Origin of the sequence: Nonomuraea maritima (assembly GCF_900100395.1) — a bacterium.
GTDB classification, from domain to species: Bacteria; Actinomycetota; Actinomycetes; order Streptosporangiales; family Streptosporangiaceae; genus Nonomuraea; species Nonomuraea maritima.
Window position 1 is genome coordinate 81161 of the sequence record NZ_FNFB01000005.1, and the last position, 19560, is coordinate 100720.

Here is a 19560-nt window from a genome sequence, read left to right on the forward strand (position 1 = left end):
TCGGTCTGGCGAGGCAAGTTACCGGTCTTCTCCGCCGGACTCATGATCGGCGCGCTGCTGGCCGGCATCATCACAGGGACGCTCGGCGGGCTGGCCTCGATCATCCCGGAAGCGGTGCGGCTCTGGGCACTCGCCCCGATCACCGCCGTCATCATGCTCTTCGAGCTGGCCGGACGGCCGCTGTCGCTGCCGCAGAACCGCAGACTCGTGCCCCAGGACGTCATCCCTCGTGCTGACTTCTCCGGGCCGCTGCAGTTCGGCTTCGAGATGGGCACGGGCGTGCGTACCTTCACCCCGACCGCGCTGCCCCAGCTGCTCGTCGTGGTCGTCGTGCTGGCCGGAGGGCTCGGACCGGGCCTGCTGGCCGGGCTGGGCTTCGGCGTGGGCAGGACGCTCATGCCGCTCGCCCGCGCGCTCAGCGGCGACCCGCGCCAGTGGGACACGAGGCTGCTCGCCTCGACGGCCTGGGTGGGACGGCTGTGCGCCATCGGGTTCCTGCTGGCTCTCGCACTCCACTGGACATAGATGACCGTCTTCGACACTCTGCCTGCCTGTTTCGCCCTGACCGGCGCCGTGCTGCTGGTGATCGCAGCGCTGCGCCGCGGCGACCTGACCAAGATGATCAGGGACCACGACCTGCTTCCCCGTTTCCTGCTACGGCTCGCGCCGCTGGCCGGGCCCGCCGAGGGTCTGGCCGGCGCCGCCGTACTGGCCGGCTGGCTTCTCGGAGAGGCCCGGCTGTTGCGGTTCGCCGCCGCGGCCGTGGCGCTCTGGTACCTGGCACTGGCCGTCTATCTGGCCGTCCTGCTGCGGCGCAGGGGCAGGGTGCCCTGCGGATGTCTGGACGAGACCAGCCCGGTCTCGCCCACGAAGGTCGGCCGGGCCGCGCTGCTGGCACTGGCCACGGCTCCGCTCGCCATGGGATGGCCGCCGGTACCGGCCGAGACGGGCACCCGGCTGCTCGCCTGCGGTCTCGCCGCCTTCGTGGCGGGCCTGCTGATCGTCGCCGACAAGATGGCCGACGTCCGCAGAACCTTCTCGGCCCTCGGGCGGTAATCCATGTGACGGACGAAGGCCCGAGAGAGGATCATCAGTCGTGAACCGTACGATCGTGACGCTCATCGCGCTGTTCTGCGTCGCCTGCGGAACAGACCAGGTGAAGGCCGACGAGTCTCCGCTCCTGCTGAAGCCGAGCCAGCTGGCGGACGGCCGTACCTGGACGGTCACGGGCACCTCGTACGGCACCTGGGGGGATCTGGACGCGAACCTGGTGCCCTGCGGGAAGCGGGTGATCGCTCCGACGGAGAGCCCCACCTGGTGGCGGTCCTTCACGGCGGCGGACGGCACCACGATGACGCAGATCGTGGTGAGTGGCGTGGACGCCATGGACGCCTTCAAGTACTTCTACGCGGAATGCGGAGCGGTCGGCACCGTCACCTCGACGGTCGGGCCCAAGAACGTCGCGCGCCACGACGGCGAGGTGGAGGTGGCCGCGATGTCGAAGAACAGGTTCACCGTGATCGCCGGCACCCACTCCGAGAAGGAACTCCAACGGTTCGCGGAAATCGCGCGCACCCACCTGGACACCATCCCGTCCTAGCCGCGTCGACGGGGGAGGGGCGGTCATCCGCTCGCTGACGTCCGCCGGAAGGACCGGCCGGCCGCGAGCACCCCTTTCCTTACGCTCCCGAAGTACGGCGAGATACCACCGCCGTACGGGCACCCTTCCCTACGCCCACCGAAGTGCGGCGAGTCGAAAAAGGCGGAGTGGTGCCGTCAGACCAGGGTGATCTCGAGGGTGTGGAGGCGTTCCGGGTCGGCGATGATGTCGATCGAGGAGATGGCGGTCCCGTCGAAGACGAACCGGATGACCAGCGACAGCCTGCCGAGCGGCGCCATGACCAGGGCCGGGCTCCCGTCGACCAGGGCCAGGACGGTGAAGTTGGCGCGAGGAGCCGCCGACAGGGCGCTTCTGGCGACGGCCAGGGCGCCGTGCAGGGTGAGGGGTCGGCCGGCACCGGTGACCGACGCGTCGGCGCGCAGTTCGATCTCGGGATCGAGCAGGGTCAGCAGCGCCGCGAAGTCGCCGGTCCGCGTCGCCGCCAGGTAAGCCTCGACCGCGTGACGCCGATGGGCCGCATCAGCGGGCCGCGTCGTGGTGCCCCGTACCTTGGCGCGGGCCCGGCTCGCGAGTTGCCGCACGGCGGCGGGGCTGCGCTCCATCATGTGCGCGATGTCGTCGAAGGCCACGTCGAACATGTCGTGCAGGACGAACGCGATCCGCTCCGCCGGGCTCAGCCGGTCGAGCACGACCAGCATCGCGAGCCCGACAGAGTCGGCCAGCTCGGCCTCCTCCTGCGGGATCCGGTCGTCGTCGGCCGCGCCGAGCCAGTCAGCGGTGAAGCTCTCCAACGACTCCTCGTGCCGGGCCTGCCGGGCCCGCAGGAGGTTGAGGCAGACGCGGCTGACCACCGTCGTGAGCCAGGCGGCCAGGTTCTGCACCTCTGACAGGTCCGTCCGGTCGTACCGCAACCACGTCTCCTGGACCGCGTCGTCCGCCTCGGCGCCGGAGCCGAGCATCCGGTAGGCCAGCGCCCGCAGCCGCGGCCGCTCCGACTCGAACGTGTCGAGCGGCGAAGAATCCTGAAGCACGATGTCACATTCCTGAGCCGGGACGGGTCGTAGGCGCGTCGATCCGCAAATCTACAAGAGGGAGATCACGAGATGTCCTCCACCATCCTGGTCACCGGCGGCACCGGGCTGCTCGGTTCGCACGTGGTTCCGCTGCTCAGGCAGGCCGGGCATCGGGTCCGGGTGCTGAGCCGGCACGCCAGGGACGCGGGCGGCGGTGTCGAGCACGTGGCCGTCGACCTGCTGACCGGGGACGGCCTCGACGAGGCGCTCACCGGGGTGCGGACCGTGCTCCACCTCGCAGGAGGGCCCAAGGGCGACGACGTCGGCACCCGGAACCTGGTCCGGGCCGCCCAGCGGGCGGGCACGGTGCGACACCTGGTGTACATCTCGGTCATCGGGGCGGACGCCGTACCGATCGGCTACTTCGCCCGGAAGGCTGAGGCGGAGCGGATCATCGCCGGCTCGGGCATCCCGTACACGGTGCTGCGCGCCGCGCAGTTCCACGAGTTCGCGCTGCGGACGGTACGGGCCATGGCGAAGGCGCCGATCCTGCCGGCGCCTGGCGGGGTTCGCTGGCAGCCGGTCGCCACGCGCGAGGTGGCAGCCCGCCTGGCCGAACTGACCCTGGGCGCGCCCGCGGGCCGCGTCCCCGACCTGGCCGGCCCCCGCGTCTACACGTTGGAGGAACTCCAGCGCAGCTACCTGGCGTCGGTGGGCAAGCGCCGGATGCGCCTCCCCATCCACGTCCCCGGCAAGATCGGCAAGGCCTACCGCTCAGGCGCCAACCTCTCCGCAGCCACGCCCACCGGCAGCGACACCTGGGAGGAGTTCCTGACCGCCCGGCTCACCCACCTTGCATAGTTCGGTGAGGAGAGGCGGGTCAGCATCATCACCGTGTGCGCAGCCGGTCCATTGCCGCCTGGCTGTCGTCGTCCGCGGCGCGGCAGATCATCAGCCGCTGGTCGGGGTCTTGAAGTGGCATGAGCACTTCGAAGTGCACGGCGATTTCTCCGGCGTCGGGATGCCGTAGCACCTTGTGGCCGCGGCCGTTGATCTTGACGTCGCGCCGGGCCCACAAGCGTGCGAACTGCTCGTTGTGCGTGATGCACTGGGAGATGAGTTCGTTCAGCACCGGGTCCTTCGGATGCGCGGCCCACGCGGCGCGAAGGTAGGCGATTCCTTCCCGCACGACGCGTTCGCGGTCGACGTAGTACTCGCGTGTTTCCGGATGGACCAGACACAGCCACATCGAGTTGCGCTGATGGGGCGGCAGGGTGTCGAAGTCGATCAGCAGCCTCGCCATTTCGGGATTCCAGGCCAGGATGTCGTAGCGGTGGTTCAGCACCATGGCCGGCAGCGGGGACAGGTCAGTGACCAGCCGGGCCAGCGGCGGTGCCACCGTGGTGGAGGGCTTGGCGGTGGTGCGGGGGCGTTGCCGCGTGAGGTCGTAGAGGTAGGTGCGTTCGTCGGGGGCCAGGCGTAGGGCGCGGGCCAGCGCTTCGACCACGTCGGCCGAGGGCCGCAGCGGGCGGGCCTGTTCCAGCCGCACAAGGTAGTCGATGCTGATCCCGGCCAGTTCGGCGACCTCTTCGCGGCGCAGTCCAGGGGTGCGCCGGGCCTGCCGGCGCACGGGCAGCCCGACGTCACGCGGGTCGAGGCGCTCGCGTCGGGTGCGCAGGAACGCAGCCAGTTCATGGGCCGGGTCCACGAAGCCGGTCGTCATTGCCTTTCCAACACGCTGGGTAGGAGTGGTGTTCCCAGGAAGTGTCTTCCCTTACGCCCTGCTGCCGGCGGTCGCAGGCTGGTGGTCGACGTCGGATCACGAGCACAGGAGGACACGATGTCGCTGACCCTGGACACCTACCGGCTGCTGGGCCGCTCCGGGTTGCGGGTCTCACCGCTGGCGCTGGGCACGGCGACCTTCGGCACCGAGTGGGGCTGGGGCGCCGGGCGCGAGGAGGCGCGCAGGCTGTTCGACCGTTACACCGAGCTCGGCGGTAACTTCTTCGACACCGCCAGCACCTACACCAACGGCAGTTCCGAGCGGCTTCTGGGCGAGTTCACCCGCACCGACCGCGACGGACTCGTGCTGGCGACGAAGTATTCGACGCTGCGCCGGCCCGGTGACCCCAATTCCGGGGGTACGCACCGCAAGAGCATGCTGGCGTCGGTGGAAGCCAGTCTGCGGCAGCTGAGCACGGACTACATCGATCTGCTCTATCTGAACGTCTGGGACTTCAGGACGCCGGTGGAGGAGATCCTGCGCGGCCTGGACGACCTGGTGAGGCAGGGCAAGGTTCTGTACGTGGCGATCTCCAGCGCCCCGGCCTGGCAGGTGTCGCGCATGCAGACGATCGCCGACCTGCGCGGCTGGTCGCCGCTGGTGGCACTGGAGATCGAGTACAGCCTGATCGAGCGTACCGGGGAGCGTGACCTGATCCCCATGGCACGCGAGATGGGACTGGGCGTGGTCTCCTTCTCCCCGCTGGGCGGCGGAGTGCTCACCGGCAAGTACGGTCGCGAGGACCTGAACCCGACGGGCCCCGTCGCCGGCGAGACCGCCGGCAGCCGCAGGAGCCTCAACGCCGCCCTCGGAATGGTCACCGAACGTACCCTTGCCATCGCTGACGTGGTGAAGGAGGTGGCCTCGGAGCTGGGCCGCACACCCGCCCAGGTCGCACTGGCCTGGACCATGAAGGCCCCGGGCGTGACGGCACCCATCATCGGCGCCCGCACTGTCGCGCAGCTGGAGGACAACCTGGGCGCCCTGCAGGTCGACCTCACTCCTTCCCAGCTGGCCCGCCTCGACGAGGTCAGCGCCATCGACCCCGGCATTCCGCACAGCCTGCTCGCCAGTGACCACATCCGCACGGTCACCACAGGCCACATGAAGATCGAAAATCGCCGCTGATGCACGTCACGACGGCAAAAACCAGATATATCGCCACGTTTGCTGATGGGACGGAGCAACCTCGGCATGGGTAAGTACAGCGACAAGAATGCGGTGATCACGGGTGGCAGCAGCGGCATGGGGCTCGCAGTGGCGGAGCTGCTGGTGCGAGGCGGAGCCCGCGTGGTGATCACCGGCCGTTCTCAAGCCACGCTCGACGCGGCGCGGAAGCGGCTCGGTGAGAATGCCGTGGCCGTCCGGGGCGATGTGGCCTCGTTGTCCGACCTGGATACGCTCGTCGGCCATGTGAAGAGCGAGCTCGGCTCGATCGACGCTCTGTTCGTCAACGCCGGCATCGCGCCCCTCACGCCCCTCGATTCGACGACCGAGGAGGTGTACGACGAACTGTTCGCGATCAACGTCAAGGGCGCCTTCTTCACTGTGCAGAAGCTCGCCCCACTGCTGAGCGCGAACGCCGGCGTCGTCCTCACCACCTCGATCGCGAACGTCATCGGCATGGTGGACACCAGTGTCTATGCGGCCGGCAAAGCGGCGTTGCGCTCGATGGCCCGCACCTTCTCCGCCGAACTGCTTCCGCGAGGAATTCGTGTCAATGCGATCAGCCCGGGTCCCATCGACTCGGGGATCCTGGAAACGATGATGTCCGTGGAGGCCGCCGACCGGTTCAGGGCGGAGCGGATCGCGAGCAACCCCATGGGGCGTTATGGCACCGTCGAGGAGTTCGCCGTGGCGGCCGCGTTCCTCGCCTTCGACGCCACGTACACCACTGGTGTCGAGCTTGCCGTGGACGGCGGCGAAACCCAGCTCTGAGCTCGCCATGCTGCTCTGCCATGGGCTCAGGCCCGTCCATGACCGACCGAGAGGCCTTCATCATGACCGTCCAGGGAACACGTGCCGTCGTCCTGCGCGAGCATCGTACGGATCTGGCTCAGCCGCCCAGCTCACTGCTCGAGGTGGTCACGCTTCCCCCGCAGGAGCCGGCCGCCGGCCAGGTGAGGGTGCGCAACCTGTACCAACAGGTGATCGCGGCGAGCGGCGACCTGATGTTCGAGACCACGCAGATCCCGGTGCCCGTCTTCCGGGTCGGCGAGCCGATGCACGGCACCGCGATCGGCACGGTCGTCGAGTCACGCGCCGACGGCCTGCCGGTGGGAACCGTCGTGCTGCACACCTCGGGCTGGCGCGAGGAGAGCATCCTGGGGCCGGGCGAGGCGTACCCCGTGCCCGGCAGCGTCTTCCCCGGTCCCGAGTACCTGCTCAACCAGGGCGTGCCCGCCTACCACGGCATCGTCGACATCGCCGGCGTCGGCGACGGTGACGTCGTCCTGGTCAGTGGAGCCGCCGGCGGCGTCGGGTCGATGGCCGCGCAGATCGCCAAGGCACGTGGCGCCGCGTACGTCATCGGCATTGCCGGCGGGCCTGACAAGACCCGCTACCTCGTCGAGGAGCTCGGCCTCGATGCCGCCATCGACTATCGCAACGACGACCTCGACGACCGGCTCACCGAGCTCGCCCCCGACGGGATCACCGCCTTCTTCGACACCATCGGCGGCTCCCAGTTCGAAGCAGCACTCCGGCACACGGCGTCCGGCGCCCGCTTCGCGCTGTGCGGCACCCTCGCCGGGCAGGTCAACGGCGGCGACGGCGGGCACCCCCGCCTCGACATCATGACCGCGCTGGTCCACGAGGTGCAGATCCGCCCCTTCACCACCAGGCACACCCCCGACCAGGTCGAGGCATGGAACACCCACTATGCCCAGTGGTACGACGAAGGCCGGATCACGTTCGCGCACACCCTGCTCGAAGGCACCCTCCAGCGCGTCATCACCGCGCAGGACGAGCTCCTCGCCGGCGTACACCGCGGCAACGTCATCGTGAGGCTCGCCGCATAGGTGAGCCGCGAGGAAACCACCGGGGAACGCCGGCAGCAGGTCCGTCGTCTATGGGGATGCGGCGTCAGCGGGGCGGCGGCAGACCCACAAGCCGTTCTCCTGGACGGCGGTGAGACTCTTGTCGCTGTACTGCCAGATGCAGACGACGTCCTTGTCGATGTCCATGACACATCGCCAGTCCTTGCCGTCCGCGTCCGAGGCTCTGACGTCAAGCGTCCTCTTGAACTTCTGACGACAGAAGCCCAGCATGTCGTCGATCCCGCCGACGTCCTTCCCCTTCGGGTCCAGGCAGATACCGCTGTGCAGGTCCGCTGACTTGTACACGCCCTCCAGATCGTCCCTTTGTTTCTGCCAGTTGCACGCCTCTGTGAGGTCGACCGCTCGGGAGCAGGACTTGACGTCATTGCTGTTGAAGTCGTACGAGGAGCAGTATTTCGCCAGATCCAGCCCACCGACGGCCACCGGCGCCGCAGGCCTTGGCGGCTCATAGGCGAGTAACACTCCCATGGTGACCGTCGTCAGGAGAAGAAAGGCGCCCCAGAATCTCGCATAAGACCATATGTCTTTTCGTCACGGCTTTTGGGAAAGCCCGTCGCGGGACCTGCGGAACAGCTCGAACAGTTTCTCGGGAGAGGCGTTGAGAAAAGCCGACAGGGAGAAGGCGAAAGCGGCCAGCACGACAGCGATGATCGTGCCGAGCCACCCCAGTGCGGTGGAGGGCGGGAGCTCGACGGGTGCGAGCGCCTCGACCCCCACCGTGGCCAGCCCGAAGAACAGCGCCGCCACCACGAGCAGGAGGACGTATTGACCGATTGTGACACGCTTCCTGTCATCGTCCATGAGTGGCCTCTCCACGATCGTTTTTGCCGGTACGCATGGGATCGCCATCAGAGGGCGTCCATCCCTGGGCCACGCACCCGGCGCAACCACCGATAACGATCATCATGACCGTGCACGCACGGTATGTGGAGAGTTTGCAGCCTGCAATCCGCTCAGGTGCCTTCGTAGCGAAAACGTGATCTGATCCACCGGCATGAATCTGGGCCTGACCTGCGACTCCACGTGGAAACGATCAGCAGTCCGGACGATAAGCCACTCGCGATTACTGGCGTAATAATTCTTGCGCGCCCAGGGGTATTCATCGGCGAAAAGAGTGTTGCACGCACGTCCGCGCAGGGGCTTGGGCGGCAACCACGCGGTTGCCGGCGTCGGCGACCGCAGCCGTGCTTCGGCGGGCAGGTCAGCGCGCCGGGACCTCGGTGGGCCGCCGCACGTCGGGTGCCCCTCCCTGGGCTTCAGGACGGCCTGGTTCGCTGGTCGTGGCGGCCTTGGCGAGTGCCGCCTCGACGCGGCGGTTGGTCGTCATGGTGGCCGTGACGGCGGTCATGGTCAGGAGGAGGCAACCGGCGGCGTAGATCGGGGTGCGGATGTCGGAGGTGGTGGCCAGCCAGCCGCCGAGGAACGCGCCGAACGGGGCGGCGCACATGGCGAGCATGCGGGACGTGGAGGCGACCCGGCCCATCAGGTGCGCCGGGACGATCGCCTGCCGGAGAGAGGGGCCGAGCACCATCGTGGCGCCCATCCCCGCTCCGCAGACGGCGAGCGCGAGCCCAGCCACGTACGGATCAGGAGCCGTGGCGAGCCCCAGGACGGCAAGGCCCTCCACGGTGGCCGTGCAGGTCAGCGCGGTGCCTGTGCCGAGCCGTCGGCCGAGGAAGGACGCGACACCCGCGCCGGCCAGGCCACCGGCGGCCTCCGCGGTGAGGAGCAGGCCGAAACCGAAGGTGCCGATGCCCAGACGTTCATGGGCGAAGAGAGCCAGGACGGTTTCCACGGCGAGGAAGGCGACGTTCCCGACCGCCGGCCGCAGCGCGAGGCCGAGCAGCAATCGATCACGGAAGACGTACGCGGCCCCGGCCCGTGCCTGGCGGAGCAAGGACTCGCGAGCGTCCGCGACAGGCTGCGGCCCGGCGGGCAGCGACCGTACGAGGAACGCGGAGACCACGAACGACACCGCGTCGGCGAGCAGCGGAACCGCTCGCCCGAGCGCGAGCAGGGCGCTGCCCGCGGGTGGCCCCGCGAAGCCGGACGCGGCGGTCTGCGCGCCGCGCAGCCGGGCGTTCGCGCGCTGCAGAAGCGCGGGTTCGCGGCCGAGCAGATCCGGCAGGTACGCCGTGGCGGCCGTGTCGAAGAACAGCCCGCCGAGGGAGAGCAGGAAGGCGACGGCCGCCAGCAGGGGGACGCCGAGCACGTCGAACCAGGCCGCGGCGGCCAGGACCGTGAGCAGCACCGCACGTGCCACGTCGGTGATCCACATCGTGCGGCGACGGTCCCAGCGGTCGACCAGAGCACCGCCGAGCACCCCGAACAGCAGCCACGGCAGCGTCCCGGCGGCCGTGACGACGGCCAGCGCCATCGGATCCCGGGTCAGGGTCAAGGCCAGCAGCGGCAGCGCGGCATGCATCACCCCGTCACCGAACGAGGACACCGTCTGAGCGGTCCACAACCGCCCGAACCCCGGCGGCAGCTTCGCCACACGCATTGCCGATAACCCGCCGCCGCGAGGGACCGGCTTCTTCACCGGAGGCGTCGTGCTTGGGTCCGAGGGTGTCGTGCTTGAGACCGAGTGAGGTGTGCTCGACTCCGAGTGAGGTGTGTTTGAGACCGAGTGAGGTGTGCTCGGGTCCGAGGGTGTCGTGCCCGAGGCCGAGGGCGGCGTGTTCGAGGAAGTCACTTGGCGTCCCCCTCCTCTTCCTGCTCTTCCTGGCGGCGCTGAGCGGGCCGGAACAGCGCGAAGACCAGCGACACGTCCGGCAGCGACGGGTCGGACAGCGCCCGGTACTCATCCGCCAGCGCGTTCAGCCGCGCTCCCAGCTCCGCGAACTGCGCGTCGGTGAGCCGCAGATGCGCCATCTTCACGTGCCGCACGCTGTCGGCAGGTGACTCCTCCAGGTCCGCCACCGCATTCCGCATCAGCACGTCCGGCTGCCCCGGCCCCGGATCCGGCAGCTCGATCGACCGCGCGGCCATCGCGTAGTACCGCTCGGTGACCCCTCGCACCTTCCGCGTCCGCACCACCTTCACGAGGCCGGCCCGTTCGAGCAGCCGCACGTGATAGCTGGAACTCCCCTTCGCGAGGCCCACCCGCGCGGCGATCTGCGTGATCGTCGCGGGCTCGAAGCGCAGCACGGCCATGATCCGGTGCCGCGTGAGGTTGGAGACAGCACGCAGCTGCTCCTCAGTAGTGACATGAAACGTCTCAGGAAGATCGCTTTCAGGCATGGCCCCCAATGGTCAATGATTCTTGACCATTACGCAAGTCGGTTCCCGTCCCGTACGCCCCCCGCCTCGCCCGCCCTCGCAAGCCCTGGCACGGCCGCTCCCCGCCTGCAGGTCGGATCATCAGTCCGATCGCGGGGAGTTCGGGCCCGGTCCCATGGCGACAACATCGCCATGGCAAAGCTCGGGACCTGCGAGGGCTGGGCGGGAAAGGTGTCGAAGATCGGCCCGGCCGGTACCTGGGCGATACGGGATCTGGCCTGTGCCGACAATCCATCGCACTGTGGGGCACGGGTGACATGGCCCCCGTCGAGTTGCAGGAGGCATGGACGGAAGCTTGATCGACAACTGGCTCGCAACGTGCGGCTGCAACGAGAACGGGCGGGGCTCCGTGAGACTGGAGACCCGCCCGTTCGTACGATGTTCGCCCTGGTCAGCGGGCGTAGCCGCTGATCGGGATCGAGTGCCCCCTGTAGGATTCGAACCTACGCACCCGGCTCCGGAGGCCGGTGCTCTATCCCCTGAGCTAAGGGGGCTCGATGCGTGACCAAGGCTACCAGTATTTCGGCACCACTCCGCACCGGATAAAGGTCGGCGAACACTTCGTGTGAAACCGCACGTAGCCAGGGCGTTGGGGGTTAGCTTGGCGGGCGTGGGCGAGGTTCTTGGGAAAGTACTGGTCGTGGACGACGACGAGGTCATCCGGCAGCTCATCGCGGTCAACCTGAACCTTGAGGGGTTCGAGGTCGTCACCGCGACCGACGGGCAGGACTGCCTCGATCGCGTACTCGACGTCATGCCGGACGTCGTCACGCTCGACGTGATGATGCCGTGCCTCGACGGGTGGACGACGGCGGAGCGGCTGCGTACGGGCGAGGCGACCCGGCACATCAAGGTCGTGCTCATCACGGCCCGCGCGCAGGACGACGACAAGAGGCGGGGCTGGGAGATCGGGGTCGACGCCTATCTCACCAAGCCGTTCGACCCCGCCGAGCTGATCCAGGTGGTCCGCGACCTGGCCGCGACCCCCCGCGGCTGACCACAGCTCGGTCCTGACGGCGTCGGGCGGCCTACGGCGAATGGTCGGTGCCACGCATTATGGCGAGGGGGCAGGGGGCGTGGTGGAGGAGGCCTTGGCTGATGGAGCCCAGGAGCATGCCTGCCACCTGACCGTGGCCGCGTGAGCCGACCACCAAGAGGTCGGCCGCGGCGGCGGCCTCGCGGAGGACCTCCAGGGGGTGGCCGTGCACGACCTCGGTGACCACGTCCACGGTGGGGTGGCGTTCGCGGTGGTCCGACAGGCGTTCGTTCAGCATGTCGAGAGCTTCCCGCTCGCTGTCGCGGTCGGCGGGTTCGAAGCCGGTCGACCGGGGCCAGGCGAAGGCGTACACGACCCGCAGCCGCGCGCTTCGCAGCTCGGCCTCGCGGAAGGCGAAGTCGACGGCTCGTTCGGCGTGCGGTGAACCGTCGGTCCCGGTCACGACCTCGCCGTGCTGAGCGGTCGGCCGGTGGTGGACCAGGACGACGTCCGTACGGGCGTGTGTGGCGATGCCGTGCGCGACCGAGCCGACGAGCAGGCCGCGCACGCCGCCGACGCCGCGGTTGCCGACGACGAGGAGTTCGGCCTGCTCCGACGCCTCGACCAGGGCGGTACGAGGGTCGCCGGGCAGCAGCACGCTCTCGACGGCGACCTGCGGCCATTCGCGGCGGGCGCGGTCCTCGGCCGTGGCGAGCACGGTGCGCGCGGAGTCGCGCATCCACCGCGAGATCTCGGGATAGTGGTCGGCCTCGTTCTCGCACAGCCACTTCGGTACGGCGTACGCCACGGTGAGCGGCGCCCTGCGCAGTTTCGCCTCGGTGGCGGCCCATCCGGTGGCCTCGAGGCCGGTACGGGACCCGTCGACGCCCACGATGATCACGTCAGACCTCCGAGTAGCACTCCACCTCGGCGCGGCGGCTGGAGAGGCCCTTGGCGACGGATTCGCGGACGCAGCGGCGTTCGGCCTTGCTGAGTCGGAGTTTGCCGCAGACGGCGACACCGGAGTACACCCGGCAGTCGAGCGTCTTGTCGATGGCGCCGACGCGGTAGTGCTGCTTGACGGCCGCGCGGCACTTCGCAGGTCCGATGCCGGCGTATCGGCATTGGTTGATCAGGATGTCGTACTGCTCCTGGCTGACCTCGCGCCGCTCTCCTCCGCCGCCGCCCCCCGCGGCGGTGGCGCCGGCGGCGGCCAGTGCCACGAACCCGGCAACAGCCACGATCATTTTCATAGTCCCCCCGAAGGGGTCCGTACCGCCGGGAGCACCGGCCAAACCTCCCGCCCCACAAAAGTGCATGTTTCACGAGATGTCAGTCGTGGGTACGATCTTGGCCGTCCAACGCGGGAGCCCGGCACACCGGGCTGAGAGGACGGCTGAGCGCCGCCGACCGCCAGAACCTGCTCCGGGTAATGCCGGCGAAGGGAGTTTGCGCGATGACTGACGCGCCCACGCCTCGATTCTCCAAGATCTACACCGGTGACCTGCGTGTCCCCATGCGTCAGGTGAACCTCTCCAACGGGTCGGCGGTGACGCTGTACGACACCTCGGGCCCGTACACCGACCCGTCCTTCGAGCCTGACCTGCGGCGCGGGCTGCCGCGCCGGCGCGAGCAGTGGGTGCGCGAGCGCCGCGAGAAGGGCGAGCCGGTCACCCAGTACGGCTGCGCCCGGCGCGGGCTGGTGACCGAGGAGATGGAGTTCGTGGCCGTCCGCGAGGGGGTGACGGCCGAGTTCGTCCGGCAGGAAGTGGCCGCCGGGCGGGCCATCATCCCCGCCAACGTCAACCACCCCGAGACCGAACCGATGATCATCGGGAGGAACTTCCTCGTCAAGATCAACGCGAACATCGGCAACTCGGCGGTGACGTCCTCCATCGAGGAGGAGGTCGAGAAGATGACCTGGGCGACCCGGTGGGGCGCCGACACGATCATGGACCTGTCCACCGGCGACGACATCCACGAGACCCGGGAGTGGATCCTGCGCAACTCGCCGGTGCCCGTGGGCACCGTGCCGATCTACCAGGCGCTGGAGAAGGTCAAGGGACGGCCGGAGGCGCTGTCGTGGGAGGTCTTCCGCGACACGCTGATCGAGCAGTGCGAGCAGGGCGTCGACTACGTGACCGTGCACGCGGGCGTGCTGCTGTCGTACGTGCCGCTCACCGCCGGCCGCAAGACCGGCATCGTCTCGCGCGGGGGCTCGATCATGGCCGCCTGGTGCCTCGCGCACCACCGCGAAAGCTTCCTGTACGAGAACTTCGAGGAGATGTGCGAGATCCTCGCCCGCTACGACGTGTCGTTCTCGCTGGGCGACGGGCTGCGTCCGGGTTCGATCGCGGACGCGAACGACGAGGCGCAGTTCGCCGAGCTGCGCACGCTCGGTGAGCTGACCGCGATCGCGCGCCGGCATGACGTCCAGGTCATGATCGAGGGCCCAGGGCACGTGCCCATGCACAAGATCAAGGAGAACGTCGACCTGCAGCGCGAGCTCTGCGACGACGCGCCGTTCTACACACTCGGGCCGCTCGTGACGGACATCGCCCCTGGCTACGACCACATCACCTCCGGCATCGGGGCTGCCATGATCGGCTGGTACGGCACCGCGATGCTCTGCTACGTCACCCCCAAGGAGCACCTCGGCCTGCCGAACAAGGACGACGTCAAGACCGGCGTCATCACGTACAAGATCGCCGCGCACGCCGCCGACCTGGCCAAGGGGCACCCGCAGGCCCAGGCGTGGGACGACGCGCTGTCGGACGCGCGGTTCGAGTTCCGCTGGGAGGACCAGTTCGACCTCGCGCTCGACCCCGACACGGCCCGGTCCTTCCACGACGAGACGCTGCCGGCCGCGCCGGCCAAGACGGCGCACTTCTGCTCGATGTGCGGTCCGAAGTTCTGTTCCATGCGCATCAGCCACGACATCAGGGAGCAGGGGTACGCGGAGAAGGCGGCCGAGTTCCGCCGCCTCGGCGGCAACCTGTACGTCAAGTGACGCCCTGGCCACCGGTGGCGGGCCAGAACGGTGGCCCGCTGCCCTCATGATCGGCGCCTTCCCGCCGGGCCGGGCGCCATGACGTGGGGTCCCGCACCGAGCGCCTCTCGCGGTGGCATCGCCACCCGCCGCCGCGAGGGCCTGGCGGGGAAGGTGTTGGAACCGGTGCCGTCCTCCATCGTGGGGCGGGGGGCGGCACCGGTCAGCCGTTGTCAGCGCGTCCCAGATGAGAGCTTTCTCATCTGGGTTTCAGCGTGGTCTCCTCGAACGGCGGGAGGGTGGCCCCATGAAACACCGCGCGATGGTGATTCTCCTCGTCGTGGCCGTGGCCGTGGCGGCGATCATGGCGACGGGCCTGCTGGTGCAGGCCACCGAGAGGGAAGCCGACCTGGGCGGCCCCGTGGTGGTCACCCCCCGTACGAAGGTCTCGTCAGAGCCCACGCCGAACCCGCAGAATACGGCGAGCAGGGGTGTCCGGACGCCGGGCGCCACACCCGTACCCGGCGCCGGAGAGCCGACCGCCACTCCCGACAGACCCACCCCCACCCCGACCCAGGCCGGGAGCACCGCGCAGCGGGAGAACCGGGCCGAGCCGGTGGCCCCGCCGTCGCCCCGGCCGGGCGGCGGCGACGATGACGACGACGATGACGACGGAGGCGACAGTGACGACTGACCGGGAAGGCCCCCGAGGGTGAGTGCTCGCGCCCGCATCGTGGGCTGGATGCTCGCGGTCGTCGGTTTAGCCCTGTCCGTAGCCATCTTCGCCACCTGGACGATCCTGCTGACCAGGCTCGACGACCGGATCCACCGCGAGCTGGAGAACGAGTACGACAAGTTCCGCCGCTACGCCCAGAGCGCGCTCGACCCGAAGACCGGCCGCACGGTCACCGACGTCCAGGACCTGCTCATCGGTTACCTGGAGGTCAACACGCCCGACCGGTGGGAGACGTTCTTCAGCATCCTCGACGGCAAGGCGCACAAGGTCACCTTCGTGCCGCCGCCGGTGCGCGTCGACACCGACCCGGCGCTGGTCGCGGACATGGCGAAGGCGACCAGGGTCACCCGCAGACACCTCGACACCTCGCGCGGAGCCGTCCAGTACGTCGTCATCCCCGTCACCGTGGACGGTGACCGCCGCAGCGGGCACTTCGTCGCGGCGGTCTTCTACGACCTGCACCGCGACGAGATCGTCGACGCCGTACGGGTGCTCGGCCTGTCCGCGGGCGCGGCGATGGCGCTGGCGGGCGCGGCCGGGTGGTTCGTGGCGGGCCGCGTGCTGGCCCCGGTCCGGCTGGTACGCCAGACGGCCGAGCAGATCAGCGACTCCGCCGACCTGACCCGCCGGCTGGACGTGCCTGGCGACGACGACGTGGCGGCGCTCGCGGCGACCTTCAACCACATGCTCGACCGGCTCGAACACGCCTTCGTCGTGCAGCGGCACTTCATGGACGACGCCGGTCACGAGCTGCGCACGCCCATCACGGTGATCCGCGGCCATCTGGAGCTGATGGGCGACGACCCGGACGACCGCGCCGACACCCTCGCCCTGGTCACCGACGAGCTCGACCGGATGAACCGCATCGTCGACGACCTGCTCACCCTCGCCAAGGCGGAGCAGCCCGGCTTCCTGACGCTCGACACCGTCGAGCTGGCCGACCTCACGGTCAGCGTCGTGGCCAAGGCCCGCGGCCTCGGCGAGCGCAAGTGGCGCGTGGACGAGGTGGCCGAGGCGCGCCTGCCGGCCGACCGCCAGCGGCTCACGCAGGCGATGATGCAACTCCTCGCGAACGCGGTGCGCCACACCCGCGACGACGACCTGATCGCCGTCGGCTCCGCCGTCCGGGACGGTCGCGTCGATCTCTGGGTGCGCGACAGCGGCCCCGGCGTGCCGCCCGCCGAGCGTGAACGCATCTTCGGGCGGTTCGTCCGCGGCGAGAGCCGTAGCGGCTCGCACGAGGGAGCCGGTCTCGGGCTGGCCATCGTCAAGTCCATCGCCCACGCCCACGGCGGCACCGTGCAGGTGATCGACGGCTCCGGTGGCGGGGCCTGTTTCGTCATGTCCCTTCCGCTGTGGGAGTCGTGGAGGCCCAGGTGAACCGGATTCTGATAGCGGAGGACGAGGCCCGCATCGCGTCCTTCGTCGAGAAGGGGCTGCGGGCCAACGGCTTCGTGACCGCCGTGGTCGGAGACGGCGTCGCGGCCTACGACCTGGCCGCCACGGGTGGTTTCGACCTGCTGATCCTCGACATCGGGCTGCCGCTGAGCGACGGGTTCACGGTGCTGCGGCGGCTGCGCGGGTCGATGGTGACCATCCCCGTCATCATCCTGACGGCGCGCGACAGCGTGAGCGACACGGTGGCCGGTCTGGAGGGCGGCGCCGACGACTACATCGCCAAGCCGTTCGCGTTCGAGGAGCTGCTGGCCCGGGTGCGGTTGCGACTGCGCGCCGACCGCACGCCCGAGGTGACCGTGCTGCGCGTCGCCGACCTGTCGCTGGATCTGCGGACGAGACGCGCCTACGTGGGCGACCGCGCGGTCGACCTGTCGACCAGGGAGTTCGCTCTGGCCGAGATCTTCTGCCGGCATCCCGACCAGGTGCTGACCCGCGAGCAGCTGCTCAGCCACGTGTGGGGGTTCGACTTCGACCCGGGTTCCAACGTGGTCGACGTCTACGTCCGCTACCTGCGGCGCAAGATCGGCGCCGACCGGATCGAGACCGTCCGGGGCACCGGCTACCGCATGAGAGTCGCCTAATCATCAGCTCACCGGCGCTTCACCGCACCCCTCGAAGCTGTTCATAGGCAATTTTTCGAAGGGAGCGGTCATGGCAGTCGGACTGGTGATGGACCTCGTGGCGATCGTCACGCTGGCCTACGGGCTCTACTACCGGCGTCACCACCGGCGGGATCTGTTGTTCGCGTACGTCGCGCTCAACGTCGGGATCTTCGCGGTGGTGTCGCTGTTACTGGTGCAGCGGGTGGACATCGCGGTCGGCTTCGGGTTGTTCGGCGTCCTGTCGATCATCCGGCTGCGGTCGGACGAGATCACCCAGCAGGAGATCGCGTACTACTTCGTCGCCATCGCGCTCGGCCTGGTCAACGGGATCGCGGGCGCGACGTGGCCGCTGACCGCGCTGCTGCTCGACGTCGTCCTCCTGGCGGTCATGTACGTCGCCGACCACCGGAGGCTGCTCGGCCGCACCCGGCAGCAGATCATCACCCTCGACGTGGTGCACGCCGACCCCGACCTGTTGCGGGTGGACCTGGAGGCCCGACTGCGGGCGAAGGTGCTGCACCTCGTCGTCACCCAGATCGACTACGTGCGTGACGTGACGGTGGTGGACGTCCGCTACGTGGTGCCGCACGCGCGGGTGGGCACGCGATGAGCGCCGGGCCGTACGCGGACGCGCTGCTCGCCGGCGTTACCGCCGCGATGCCGGGTCTCGGGCTGGACGAGGTGCCGGAGCTGATGAGCCGGGTCGACCGCAAGTACCTCGTGACGACGGCCACCATGGCGAGGCTCGCGGCCGAACTGGACGACCGGTTCCACGTGCTGCGCATCGGCGGGCGGCGGCAGTTCCGCTACACCTCCACCTACTTCGACACCCCCGAACTGCTCACCTTCCACCAGCATCGGCAGGACCGGCGGCGGCGCTTCAAGCTCCGTACCCGGACCTACCTGGACGGCGGCGGGCAGTGGCTGGAGCTCAAGCTAGGCGGCGCCCGGGGCGGCACCGACAAGCTGCGCATCCCGTACGACGGCGTGCCCAGCGGGACGCTGACCCCGCAGGCGATGGACTTCGTCCGCGACACCCTGCTGAGCCGGCTGCGCCTGATCGCGCCGGAGACGTTGGAGCCGGTGCTGGCCACCGACTACCGGCGGGTCACGCTCGTCGACCGGGAGGGCGGCGCGCGGGTCACCTGTGACACCGGGCTGGTGTGCCGCGACGCGCACGGCAGCCGGCCCGCCAGGGGAGACCTGGTGCTGCTGGAGTCGAAGTCGGCCGACGGCAGGGGCGCGATCGACGGGGTGCTGCGCGGGCTGGGGGTGCGGCCGGTCAGCGTGAGCAAGTACTGCGTCGCGGTCGCCGCGCTCAGGGGCCTGCCGGCCAACCGGTGGCGGCCGGTGCTCCACCGCTACCTGGGACGGCACGTCCCCGCTGGTCGACAATGGCGGTCGCGCGATGATAGGCAGATGGCGAGTACGGTCTGACCTGCGCGAACAGGGGAAGCCGGCCGCGGCCACGGGGGACGTCCACATGCTTGAGCGCGTTCACGAGATTCCCGGCGTCCTGCTGGACGCGGAGGAGTATCTCGACGACTTCTGGCCGCGGTACCGGACGGTCGACGGCGTGGTGTGGAAGCTTCAGCGCGTCCAGGCCTTCCCGGCCGCCGCTCCGGTGTCGGAGGACGACTGGCGGCGTTCGCTCGGGCTGGTCGGTGAGGGTCCCGCCCGGCCCTTTCCCGGTCGGCGCGTCCGCGTGGTGGAGCGGCCGGTCACGTCGTACCTGCGGTGGGAGATGCACCTGCTGGCGCTGCGGACGCCGCCCGCCGAGCAGGTGCGGGTGCTGGACGCCGCCGAGGTGTCCGACCTGGAGGGACGGCGCCGCCTGCCGGAGCTCGTGGTGCTGGGGACGGCGGTCATGTACGAGGTGACGTACGACTCCGCGGGTGTGCACAGCGGGGCGCGGCGGATCGACGCGCTCGACGTGGTCGACGCGTGCCGGGGCGAGCTGGAGAAGCTGTTCGCGCTGGGCGAGGACCTGCGCGACTACTACGAACGCGAGATCGCGCCAGGGACGACGGCCTGACGGGTC

Annotated in this window: 23 protein-coding genes, 1 tRNA gene and 1 riboswitch; of the genes, 15 read left to right on the forward strand and 9 right to left on the reverse strand. The window is 69.5% G+C overall.

The window, feature by feature from the left end:
* Positions 1–42 precede the first annotated feature (42 nt).
* The 3 genes from BLR04_RS11090 to BLR04_RS11100 are packed head-to-tail and all read left to right on the forward strand — an operon-like array spanning position 43 to position 1600.
* Entirely contained in the window at positions 43–525 is a 483-nt protein-coding gene (locus BLR04_RS11090) for a hypothetical protein (protein WP_090762455.1), read from the forward strand.
* A complete protein-coding gene (locus tag BLR04_RS11095) occupies positions 526–1056 on the forward strand; it encodes a MauE/DoxX family redox-associated membrane protein (RefSeq protein WP_090762456.1) in 531 nt (176 codons plus the stop codon).
* A gap of 40 nt (positions 1057–1096) precedes the next feature.
* Complete coding sequence (locus tag BLR04_RS11100; RefSeq protein WP_090762458.1) at positions 1097–1600, forward strand: hypothetical protein; 504 nt, start codon at positions 1097–1099, stop codon at positions 1598–1600.
* A gap of 176 nt (positions 1601–1776) precedes the next feature.
* Here BLR04_RS11100 and BLR04_RS11105 read toward each other — a convergent pair whose 3' ends face one another.
* Positions 1777–2652: a sigma-70 family RNA polymerase sigma factor gene (locus BLR04_RS11105; RefSeq protein WP_245740177.1), complete on the reverse strand. Its 876-nt coding sequence runs from the start codon at positions 2650–2652 to the stop codon at positions 1777–1779.
* A 72-nt stretch (positions 2653–2724) separates the two neighbouring features.
* Here BLR04_RS11105 and BLR04_RS11110 point away from each other — a divergent pair, with 72 nt between their 5' ends.
* A complete protein-coding gene (locus BLR04_RS11110) occupies positions 2725–3495 on the forward strand; it encodes an SDR family oxidoreductase (RefSeq protein ID WP_090762459.1) in 771 nt (256 codons plus the stop codon).
* A gap of 28 nt (positions 3496–3523) precedes the next feature.
* Here the strand turns inward: BLR04_RS11110 and BLR04_RS11115 are convergent, their stop codons facing one another.
* A complete protein-coding gene (locus BLR04_RS11115) occupies positions 3524–4357 on the reverse strand; it encodes a helix-turn-helix transcriptional regulator (RefSeq protein WP_090762461.1) in 834 nt (277 codons plus the stop codon).
* Between the two features lie 117 nt (positions 4358–4474).
* Between BLR04_RS11115 and BLR04_RS11120 the strand changes: the two genes are divergently transcribed.
* The 3 genes from BLR04_RS11120 to BLR04_RS11130 all read left to right on the forward strand — a co-directional run bounded on the left by BLR04_RS11120 (position 4475) and on the right by BLR04_RS11130 (position 7437).
* Positions 4475–5545: an aldo/keto reductase gene (locus BLR04_RS11120; RefSeq protein WP_090762463.1), complete on the forward strand. Its 1071-nt coding sequence runs from the start codon at positions 4475–4477 to the stop codon at positions 5543–5545.
* Positions 5546–5611: 66 nt separating this feature from the next.
* Positions 5612–6355, forward strand: a complete 744-nt coding sequence (locus BLR04_RS11125) for an SDR family oxidoreductase (RefSeq protein ID WP_090762970.1) — start codon at positions 5612–5614, stop codon at positions 6353–6355.
* 38 nt (positions 6356–6393) lie between these two features.
* Positions 6394–7437: an MDR family NADP-dependent oxidoreductase gene (locus tag BLR04_RS11130; protein WP_218128824.1), complete on the forward strand. Its 1044-nt coding sequence runs from the start codon at positions 6394–6396 to the stop codon at positions 7435–7437.
* Positions 7438–7485: 48 nt separating this feature from the next.
* Here BLR04_RS11130 and BLR04_RS11135 read toward each other — a convergent pair whose 3' ends face one another.
* The 5 genes from BLR04_RS11135 to BLR04_RS11155 all read right to left on the reverse strand — a co-directional run bounded on the left by BLR04_RS11135 (position 7486) and on the right by BLR04_RS11155 (position 11252).
* Positions 7486–7944, reverse strand: coding sequence for a hypothetical protein (locus BLR04_RS11135; protein WP_143022012.1), 459 nt, complete (start codon positions 7942–7944; stop codon positions 7486–7488).
* Between the two features lie 63 nt (positions 7945–8007).
* Complete coding sequence (locus tag BLR04_RS11140; protein ID WP_090762467.1) at positions 8008–8277, reverse strand: hypothetical protein; 270 nt, start codon at positions 8275–8277, stop codon at positions 8008–8010.
* Between the two features lie 400 nt (positions 8278–8677).
* Positions 8678–9979 (reverse strand): MFS transporter, encoded by a 1302-nt coding sequence (locus BLR04_RS11145; protein WP_090762469.1) that lies wholly within the window; start codon positions 9977–9979, stop codon positions 8678–8680.
* 188 nt (positions 9980–10167) lie between these two features.
* Complete coding sequence (locus tag BLR04_RS11150) at positions 10168–10719, reverse strand: ArsR/SmtB family transcription factor (RefSeq protein WP_090762471.1); 552 nt, start codon at positions 10717–10719, stop codon at positions 10168–10170.
* 461 nt (positions 10720–11180) lie between these two features.
* Positions 11181–11252, reverse strand: a tRNA-Arg gene (locus tag BLR04_RS11155).
* Positions 11253–11368: 116 nt separating this feature from the next.
* Here BLR04_RS11155 and BLR04_RS11160 point away from each other — a divergent pair.
* Complete coding sequence (locus BLR04_RS11160) at positions 11369–11755, forward strand: response regulator transcription factor (RefSeq protein WP_090762976.1); 387 nt, start codon at positions 11369–11371, stop codon at positions 11753–11755.
* Positions 11756–11786: 31 nt separating this feature from the next.
* Here the strand turns inward: BLR04_RS11160 and BLR04_RS11165 are convergent, their stop codons facing one another.
* Positions 11787–12635 (reverse strand): universal stress protein, encoded by an 849-nt coding sequence (locus BLR04_RS11165; protein ID WP_090762473.1) that lies wholly within the window; start codon positions 12633–12635, stop codon positions 11787–11789.
* Position 12636: 1 nt separating this feature from the next.
* Positions 12637–12981 (reverse strand): hypothetical protein, encoded by a 345-nt coding sequence (locus BLR04_RS11170; RefSeq protein ID WP_245740178.1) that lies wholly within the window; start codon positions 12979–12981, stop codon positions 12637–12639.
* A gap of 106 nt (positions 12982–13087) precedes the next feature.
* A riboswitch (TPP riboswitch) is annotated at positions 13088–13198 on the forward strand.
* Here BLR04_RS11170 and thiC point away from each other — a divergent pair.
* The 7 genes from thiC to BLR04_RS40540 all read left to right on the forward strand — a co-directional run bounded on the left by thiC (position 13191) and on the right by BLR04_RS40540 (position 19554).
* Positions 13191–14744 carry a phosphomethylpyrimidine synthase ThiC gene (gene thiC / locus BLR04_RS11175; protein WP_090762475.1) on the forward strand — a complete coding sequence of 518 codons (1554 nt, stop codon included), beginning with the start codon at positions 13191–13193 and terminating at the stop codon, positions 14742–14744. (Overlaps the previous riboswitch by 8 nt.)
* A 286-nt stretch (positions 14745–15030) precedes the next feature.
* Complete coding sequence (locus BLR04_RS11180) at positions 15031–15417, forward strand: hypothetical protein (RefSeq protein WP_143022013.1); 387 nt, start codon at positions 15031–15033, stop codon at positions 15415–15417.
* Positions 15418–15435: 18 nt separating this feature from the next.
* Complete coding sequence (locus BLR04_RS11185; protein WP_218128825.1) at positions 15436–16839, forward strand: sensor histidine kinase; 1404 nt, start codon at positions 15436–15438, stop codon at positions 16837–16839.
* Positions 16836–17498, forward strand: a complete 663-nt coding sequence (locus BLR04_RS11190; protein ID WP_090762982.1) for a response regulator transcription factor — start codon at positions 16836–16838, stop codon at positions 17496–17498. Before BLR04_RS11185 ends, BLR04_RS11190 begins: the two co-directional genes overlap by 4 nt.
* A gap of 70 nt (positions 17499–17568) precedes the next feature.
* Positions 17569–18129, forward strand: a complete 561-nt coding sequence (locus BLR04_RS11195; protein ID WP_090762478.1) for a DUF4956 domain-containing protein — start codon at positions 17569–17571, stop codon at positions 18127–18129.
* A complete protein-coding gene (locus tag BLR04_RS11200) occupies positions 18126–18956 on the forward strand; it encodes a polyphosphate polymerase domain-containing protein (RefSeq protein ID WP_090762480.1) in 831 nt (276 codons plus the stop codon). The genes BLR04_RS11195 and BLR04_RS11200 overlap by 4 nt, the downstream gene beginning before the upstream one ends.
* Before the next feature lie 46 nt (positions 18957–19002).
* Positions 19003–19554 carry a DUF6879 family protein gene (locus tag BLR04_RS40540; RefSeq protein ID WP_090762482.1) on the forward strand — a complete coding sequence of 184 codons (552 nt, stop codon included), beginning with the start codon at positions 19003–19005 and terminating at the stop codon, positions 19552–19554.
* Positions 19555–19560 lie beyond the last annotated feature (6 nt).

What these genes read in the sequence shown, in the direction of transcription:
- BLR04_RS11090 (WP_090762455.1), top strand. Translation starts at nt 43, where the DNA reads ATGATCGGCGCGCTGCTGGCCGGCATCATCACAGGGACGCTCGGCGGG.
- BLR04_RS11095 (WP_090762456.1), top strand. Translation starts at nt 526, where the DNA reads ATGACCGTCTTCGACACTCTGCCTGCCTGTTTCGCCCTGACCGGCGCC.
- BLR04_RS11110 (WP_090762459.1), top strand. Translation starts at nt 2,725, where the DNA reads ATGTCCTCCACCATCCTGGTCACCGGCGGCACCGGGCTGCTCGGTTCG.
- BLR04_RS11115 (WP_090762461.1), bottom strand. Translation starts at nt 4,357, where the DNA reads ATGACGACCGGCTTCGTGGACCCGGCCCATGAACTGGCTGCGTTCCTG.
- BLR04_RS11120 (WP_090762463.1), top strand. Translation starts at nt 4,475, where the DNA reads ATGTCGCTGACCCTGGACACCTACCGGCTGCTGGGCCGCTCCGGGTTG.
- BLR04_RS11125 (WP_090762970.1), top strand. Translation starts at nt 5,612, where the DNA reads ATGGGTAAGTACAGCGACAAGAATGCGGTGATCACGGGTGGCAGCAGC.
- BLR04_RS11130 (WP_218128824.1), top strand. Translation starts at nt 6,394, where the DNA reads ATGACCGACCGAGAGGCCTTCATCATGACCGTCCAGGGAACACGTGCC.
- BLR04_RS11135 (WP_143022012.1), bottom strand. Translation starts at nt 7,944, where the DNA reads ATGGGAGTGTTACTCGCCTATGAGCCGCCAAGGCCTGCGGCGCCGGTG.
- BLR04_RS11140 (WP_090762467.1), bottom strand. Translation starts at nt 8,277, where the DNA reads ATGGACGATGACAGGAAGCGTGTCACAATCGGTCAATACGTCCTCCTG.
- BLR04_RS11145 (WP_090762469.1), bottom strand. Translation starts at nt 9,979, where the DNA reads ATGCGTGTGGCGAAGCTGCCGCCGGGGTTCGGGCGGTTGTGGACCGCT.
- BLR04_RS11150 (WP_090762471.1), bottom strand. Translation starts at nt 10,719, where the DNA reads ATGCCTGAAAGCGATCTTCCTGAGACGTTTCATGTCACTACTGAGGAG.
- BLR04_RS11170 (WP_245740178.1), bottom strand. Translation starts at nt 12,981, where the DNA reads ATGATCGTGGCTGTTGCCGGGTTCGTGGCACTGGCCGCCGCCGGCGCC.
- thiC (WP_090762475.1), top strand. Translation starts at nt 13,191, where the DNA reads ATGACTGACGCGCCCACGCCTCGATTCTCCAAGATCTACACCGGTGAC.
- BLR04_RS11180 (WP_143022013.1), top strand. Translation starts at nt 15,031, where the DNA reads ATGAAACACCGCGCGATGGTGATTCTCCTCGTCGTGGCCGTGGCCGTG.
- BLR04_RS11195 (WP_090762478.1), top strand. Translation starts at nt 17,569, where the DNA reads ATGGCAGTCGGACTGGTGATGGACCTCGTGGCGATCGTCACGCTGGCC.
- BLR04_RS11200 (WP_090762480.1), top strand. Translation starts at nt 18,126, where the DNA reads ATGAGCGCCGGGCCGTACGCGGACGCGCTGCTCGCCGGCGTTACCGCC.
- BLR04_RS40540 (WP_090762482.1), top strand. Translation starts at nt 19,003, where the DNA reads ATGCTTGAGCGCGTTCACGAGATTCCCGGCGTCCTGCTGGACGCGGAG.